This is a genomic window from Candidatus Cloacimonadota bacterium (assembly GCA_012522635.1).
Classification (GTDB): domain Bacteria; phylum Cloacimonadota; class Cloacimonadia; order Cloacimonadales; family Cloacimonadaceae; genus Syntrophosphaera.
The window spans coordinates 22017-28244 of the sequence record JAAYKA010000009.1 but is presented as its reverse complement, the minus strand read 5'-3'; the positions used below and the strand labels follow the sequence as shown (position 1 = coordinate 28244).

The window sequence follows — 6228 nt, the reverse complement described above, 5'->3', positions numbered from 1 at the left end:
TGATGACAGTGCCGACCTTATACATGTTCTCATAACAGGTTACATAGTATCCAGCCTTTCTGATACCGATGGCATCCACCGAGATCAGGGCCTCCAGATACTTGAAGACCCACTGGCGGCTTCTCCCTATCTTGGCAGCCAGAGCTCTGCTAGATCTAATGTACCTGCCATCCAAAGCCCACATCAGCTTCTCGCAGTCTTCGATGCTGTAAGCCCAGTCTGTACAGTGGATGGTACTGATCCTTGCCGTATGTTCATAGTCTAGGCTATAGATCGGATCACGTTTCGAGATTTGGCAAACACAGTTTTCAGCTACCAGTTCATTCAAGACCCGCTTGATGACTCGCCTGGACAGGCCTGTGCCTTCCATGATCTGTTCGATCACAAAGAAGCCCCGGCTGGAGGTGACGAAGCGGATAACCAGGTCTTTGGAAGTCATAAGGCCCCCAGTTTAGCATTGATCTCGTTCATGGCTTGGATGGGGTTCATCTTGCTGCGGAGTTCGATCATGTGCATGATCTTGATGGCCTTCCTCAGATTCCCGGCTGCGTTGAAATGGATATAGTTAACCATTGGCTCCGGGCAGGGACAGTTCATCATCTCCTGGGTCAGTAAGCGGATATCATCCTTACTGATCGTTTCAAACTCGTAGAAGTAGTTGCAACGGTCAAAGTAGTAGGCATTGATCTGGTTCAGTCTGTCCTTGGCATTCTGCATCCCCACCAAGATCACCACTGCCAAGGTTTGATCCACCAAGTCTCTTATCCGTAACGTTATTCCATTTGGATTTGGACGGATAGTAAATGTAGTTATATACATCCCCTACCCCATTTTTGGATGGTAGATCTTCTCTATGAAAATGGAATTCAAAATAATCTGTCACGTGTGTGGGGATGAACCTAGGGTAAATGCAGGTGGAAGCCTGCATCATAAATATACTCCACTCTCGTGGGGTTCTTCTTCTTGACAAAAGGACAGTGAGTTATAAATTTGTATTTTCCCTGCTCTTGCAGAGATGAAATATATGGATATAGAAGAAACAAGAGAGTTCGTCATTTCAATGAATGGAATACGGTTTTGCCAAATTGATAGTGTGTAATTTGCTGAAGATTATTTTGTCTTACGGTTGTGTTATATTTAATTTGAGCCGTGTGATGGAAGAAAAAAATATCGATGTTTGTGTTACTCGCTTTTTGTAACATTAACGTATTCAGTTAGTTATGAAGGTGATGACATTACATTGACAAACCAAACAGAGTTGAAATGATGGATTTTCAAATGAAAAATGATGGAGACCCTGATGCAATCGTTATTTAGCGGAATTTTGGCTTTTCATTGGCAGCAAGGGGCGATGATTCTCATCGGCTTGGTGCTGATTTGGTTAGCCATCGCGAAAAAGTATGAACCGGCGTTGCTTTTGCCGATTGGATTTGGCACGATTTTGGCCAATATCCCGTTTTCGTCGGCTGTGGGGCCACATGGGCCGATGCAGATACTTTTTGACGCTGGTATTGCCACCGAACTGTTTCCGCTGTTGATTTTCATTGGCATCGGGGCTCAGATTGATTTCACGCCGCTGTTGAAACAGCCATCCATGTTGTTGTTTGGGGCGGCGGCGCAGTTTGGGATATTCGTAACATTCGCATTGGCAACGCTTTTGGGATTCGACCTCAAACAGGCGGGAGCGATTGGCATCATCGGCGCGGCGGACGGTCCGACGTCCATTTATGTGGCAAACCGCTTCGCGCGGGAGCTTTTGCCGGCGATATCCGTGGCGGCGTATTCCTACATGGCTTTGGTGCCCATCATCCAACCGCCGGTGATTCGGCTGCTCACCACCCGTGAAGAACGCAAAATCCGCATGGATTATAAGGAAAGCGAGGTTTCTCAAACTGTGAAAATCATCTTTCCCATCGTCATCACGCTGATTGCGGGGATTTTGGTTCCGGCATCCGTGGCGCTGATTGGGTTTTTGATGTTTGGGAATCTACTGCGGGAATGCGGAGTTTTGGGCGGGCTGGAGAAATCCGCAAGGAACGAACTGACCAACCTGGTGAGCATCCTTCTGGGCATCAGCATCGCTTCCACCATGAACGGAAAGTTGTTTTTGAAGCCCCAAACCCTGTTGATTTTCGGGCTGGGACTTGTCGCCTTCATTTTTGACACCATTGGTGGTGTTCTTTTTGCCAAATTCATGAACCTTTTTCGCAAACAAAAAATCAACCCAATGATTGGCGCCTGTGGGATTTCGGCGTTTCCGATGTCCGCAAGGGTGGTGCATCAAATGGGTCAGGAAGAAGACCCTTTCAACTTTTTGTTGATGCCAGCGGTGAGCGTTAACGTTGGCGGGCAAATCGGTTCCGTGATTGCCGGAGGCCTGATTCTGGCGCTTTTGGGGAGCTTATAATTATGGATTTTGACTATCTTTTGGAGCGAGCCAAAACCGCGGCTCAACAGGCTTACGCGCCCTATTCCGGCTATCGGGTTGGCGCTGCCCTGCTTTGCGATGACGGCAGTATCCACACCGGATGTAACGTGGAAAACGCATCCTATTCATTGACCATCTGCGCCGAGCGCAACGCCGTTTTCAACGCCATCAACGCCGGAAACAGGGATTTTTCCGCCATTGCCATCTATGTTGATTCTGATGAGATTTTCCCGCCTTGTGGCGCTTGCCGACAGGTTTTGGCGGAATTCAACCCCCGGATGCAGATTCTTTACGCCAACCGTTTGGGCAGTGTGTTCAGTGATTTGGAAACCCTTTTGCCACAGGCGTTTCTGCTTCAGGAAGCCGAGGGCGGGGGAGAGGCTGAATCCCCATGTTTTCAAGGAAAACCCGATTATGAATTATAAATTGACCAAAATCCTGCCCATATTGATGGGCTGCCTTTTAGCCATCGGGCTTTTGGAGGCGGATGTAAACATTCTTTTAATGCCCACAAAGCTGCCCAAAAAGCTTTCCACGGTGAGGCTGGAAAACCGGGACTATGTTGCTCTGGAAGAGGTTAACAAGCTTTTACACACCGTTGCGCGGGTGGAATACAGCGAATATAGCGACCACCGCGTCTATTTTTGGCTGAATGGACAGCAGTTCAATTTCCTGTTGAATTCATCCTTTTACAGCTTTGGGGAAAACGTGTTCAACATGCAATATCCGTTTCTACAGGATGGCGATGAACACTATCTCCCGGCTCATTTTTTCAAGAACTGCCTTCCGCGACATTTTCCGGCGACTGTCCAGCTCGTTGATGACGTTTTGCAGATGCCCACACCCCAGGATAGAGGTGTGTTGCGCGTGGTTTTGGACCCTGGACACGGCGGGAAAGACCCCGGCGCGGTTGGGAAAAACAAGGTTCGTGAAAAAGACCTCAATCTAAGCGTCGCCCTGTTTTTGAGAACCATGCTCCAGCAGGAATTGGGCGTGGAGGTTTTGATGACGCGCTCGGAAGACGTCTATATGTCGCTTTCCAGCCGCACCAAATTCGCGACGGACAGGAAGGCGGATATTTTTGTGAGTATCCACACAAACGCGTCCACAAACCGAAGCGCGAAAGGCATCGAAACCTATTATCTATCAACACGTTCCACAACCGATTCCCGCGCCGTGGAAGCCCTGGAAAACGGGGTGGTGGAGCTGTATGAAGGCGCTGAGGCGCAAAAGAAATATGACGCGTTGGATTTTATCCTCAGCGATATGAGCCAGACGGAATATCTGGAATCCAGCAACACTTTGGCAAGCTTGGTTCAACGCAACATGGTTTCCGGTTCGCAAGGCAAAGATCGGGGCGTGAAACAAGCGAACTTTTATGTGTTGCGGGGAGCTTTTATGCCGGCAATCCTGGTGGAAATGGGCTTCATATCAAACCCGGAAGAAGAGGCGCTGTTGGCAAATCCGGAATATCAGGAACGCATGGCGCGGACGATTTTTGAGGGCATAAAGCGCTTTAAACATAATTATGACAGGGTGAGGAAAATCGGATAAAGAGATGCCGCTGAAGATATTAGAGGTTCACGCTCGTGGTCAGGCTGCCAAAGCCGGGATTAAAAGCGGGGACACCATTTTGAGCATCAACGGCATGGAAATCAGCGATTTTTTTGACCTGGAATATTACGCGAATGATTATCAGCTTGATTTTGAGCTGAGTGACGCGGAGGGGAAAACCAGGGAGCTGAGCGTTTTCAGACAGCCGGGAAAAGCGCTGGGAATCGAACCGGAGCCACATCAGTTGACGCCCTGCGCGAATCGTTGTGTGTTCTGTTTCATCGACCAACTTCCGCCAGGGCTGCGTCCCAGCCTCTACGAAAAAGACGACGACTATCTTTTTTCCTACGTGTTTGGAAATTTTATCACCCTGAATAACCTCGGAAAACGAGAACTGGAGCGCATCGTAAACCAGCACATCAGCCCGCTTTACGTTTCGGTTCATTGCAGTAATCCCAAATTGAGGCAAAATCTGATGGGCAGCCCGCGTGAATTTGATGTGTTGAAAACGCTCAGAGCGCTGTCCCGCAAGGGGATAAGCTTTCACCTTCAGATTGTTTGTGTTCCGGGATACAACTGTGGGGACGAACTGAGGCAAAGCCTTGAGGAACTGTTGGATGGCAGAATCAACACGCTTTCCGTGGGGGTGGTTCCAGTTGGGCTAACCGCTTGGAGAGAAAAGCTGACCCGTCTGGAGCCATTTGACGGCAAACTGGCGGCGCAAACCATTGAAATCATTGATGAATACAGGGAAAATCATCCCTTGGTTCAGGCGGCGGATGAACTCTTTATCCTGGCGGGAATCGATATCCCCAACGCAAGTTATTACGGGGATTTTCCGCAATTGGAAAATGGAATCGGCATGACGCGGCTGAGCTGGATGAGATTTGGACGCCGACGCCGCGCCCTGACAAGGGAATTGGATAAAAGCGGGGCTTCCTGCGTTTTAATCACATCCCTTTTAGCGGCTTCAAACCTGGAAGCCATCGCGGTGAAGCTGAACAAGGGTTTGGAGAGGTCAAGCGTTCGCGTGAAGCCGATTGAAAACCGTTTTTTGGGTGGGCAGGTGAATGTGAGCGGCTTGCTTTCCGCTTCGGACATTTTGGCTCAACACGGCGCAAAGCGAGGCGAGACCGTGATTTTGCCTTCCAACGTGTTCAACCATGACGGGCTGAGCCTGGACGAGGTTTCCCAGATTGAGCTGCGGGACAAGCTGGGGCGGAATCTGTTGGTGATTGACCAATACTTTGAGGATTGGGACTGGATTTGAAGCATGTATTATTTCGATAATATTTATATTAACCAGGAGACTATCTCATGAAAAGATTCACTTTTCTTTTGATTATATTTGCCGTGTTTCTGACATCCTGCATGAGCGACGCCGACAGGCTGGCAAAGGCAAATTTAGAGCTGGGTTCAAAGAAAAACCCCATCAAAATGTATTTTGTGCCTTCGATGGAGGCTTCTTCCGTGATTAGCAGCGGGGAGGCAATCGCGGATTGGATGCACAAGGAAACCGGTTATCACTTCAAGGTGGCGGTTCCAACCAGCTATGCTGCTGTGATTGAGGCAATTGGGTCATATCAGGCGGATGTTGCCTGGTTGGCAACCTTTGCCTACGTTTTGGCACATGACAAATATGGCGCGGATGTGAAATTTATCACGGTGCGCAACGGATTGACCAAATATTGTGGACAGTTTGTGGCGCGTGCAGACAGCGGAATTGACAGCCTTTCCCACATCGCCGGGAAGGTGGTTGCCTATACGGACGCGGCTTCCACCGCAGGTTACATCTATCCTTCAGCGATTTTGAAACGGGAGGGAATCGAGCCCGCTAAATATACATTCGCAGGAGGACATCCCCAAGCCATCATGGCGGTTTATAATGGCAACGCGGATGTGGGCTGCACATATTGGTCACCCGAAGCGAATGGACGTCCCCGAGACGCCAGGGAAAAGCTTTTGGACACCTATCCTGATGTGTTGGAAAAGGTTAAGATTGTGGCGCTGACGGATTCCATTCCAAACGATACCGTCACATTCCGGCGTGGATTGCCCCAGGATGTGGAGGAAAAACTGATGAAAGCCCTGGAGAAATTTGCCCAAACCGGACAGGGACAGGAAATCCTGCACAAACTGTATGATATCGATGGCCTGCAACCAGCCAAGGACGCGGATTATGACATCGTTCGCAGGACGCTGGAAACACTGGAAATGGACGCCGGCAAGATTTTGAAAAACTAAAC

General features: G+C 49.2%; 5 protein-coding genes and 1 pseudogene. 5 read left to right on the top strand and 1 reads right to left on the bottom strand.

The features are described from left to right. Positions 1 to 435 precede the first annotated feature (435 nt). Positions 436 to 765: pseudogene (locus GX135_00470) on the bottom strand (ATP-binding protein). A gap of 535 nt (positions 766 to 1300) precedes the next feature. On the opposite strand from GX135_00470, the gene GX135_00465 reads away from it, so the two are divergent. From GX135_00465 to GX135_00445, 5 genes are read left to right on the top strand one after another with little or no spacing between them, the layout of a single operon-like run. Then, the gene (locus GX135_00465; protein NLN84562.1) at positions 1301 to 2407 is read left to right on the top strand and encodes a sodium ion-translocating decarboxylase subunit beta; all 1107 of its coding nucleotides are present in this window, start codon (positions 1301 to 1303) and stop codon (positions 2405 to 2407) included. Between the two features lie 2 nt (positions 2408 to 2409). Further along, positions 2410 to 2853, top strand: coding sequence for a cytidine deaminase (locus GX135_00460; GenBank protein ID NLN84561.1), 444 nt, complete (start codon positions 2410 to 2412; stop codon positions 2851 to 2853). After that, the gene (locus tag GX135_00455) at positions 2843 to 3982 is read left to right on the top strand and encodes an N-acetylmuramoyl-L-alanine amidase (protein ID NLN84560.1); all 1140 of its coding nucleotides are present in this window, start codon (positions 2843 to 2845) and stop codon (positions 3980 to 3982) included. Before GX135_00460 ends, GX135_00455 begins: the two co-directional genes overlap by 11 nt. 4 nt (positions 3983 to 3986) lie before the next feature. Further along, on the top strand, positions 3987 to 5252 hold the full coding sequence (locus GX135_00450) for a DUF512 domain-containing protein (protein NLN84559.1): 1266 nt from the start codon (positions 3987 to 3989) through the stop codon (positions 5250 to 5252). Between the two features lie 47 nt (positions 5253 to 5299). Beyond that, positions 5300 to 6226 (top strand): phosphate/phosphite/phosphonate ABC transporter substrate-binding protein, encoded by a 927-nt coding sequence (locus GX135_00445; GenBank protein ID NLN84558.1) that lies wholly within the window; start codon positions 5300 to 5302, stop codon positions 6224 to 6226. Positions 6227 to 6228 lie beyond the last annotated feature (2 nt).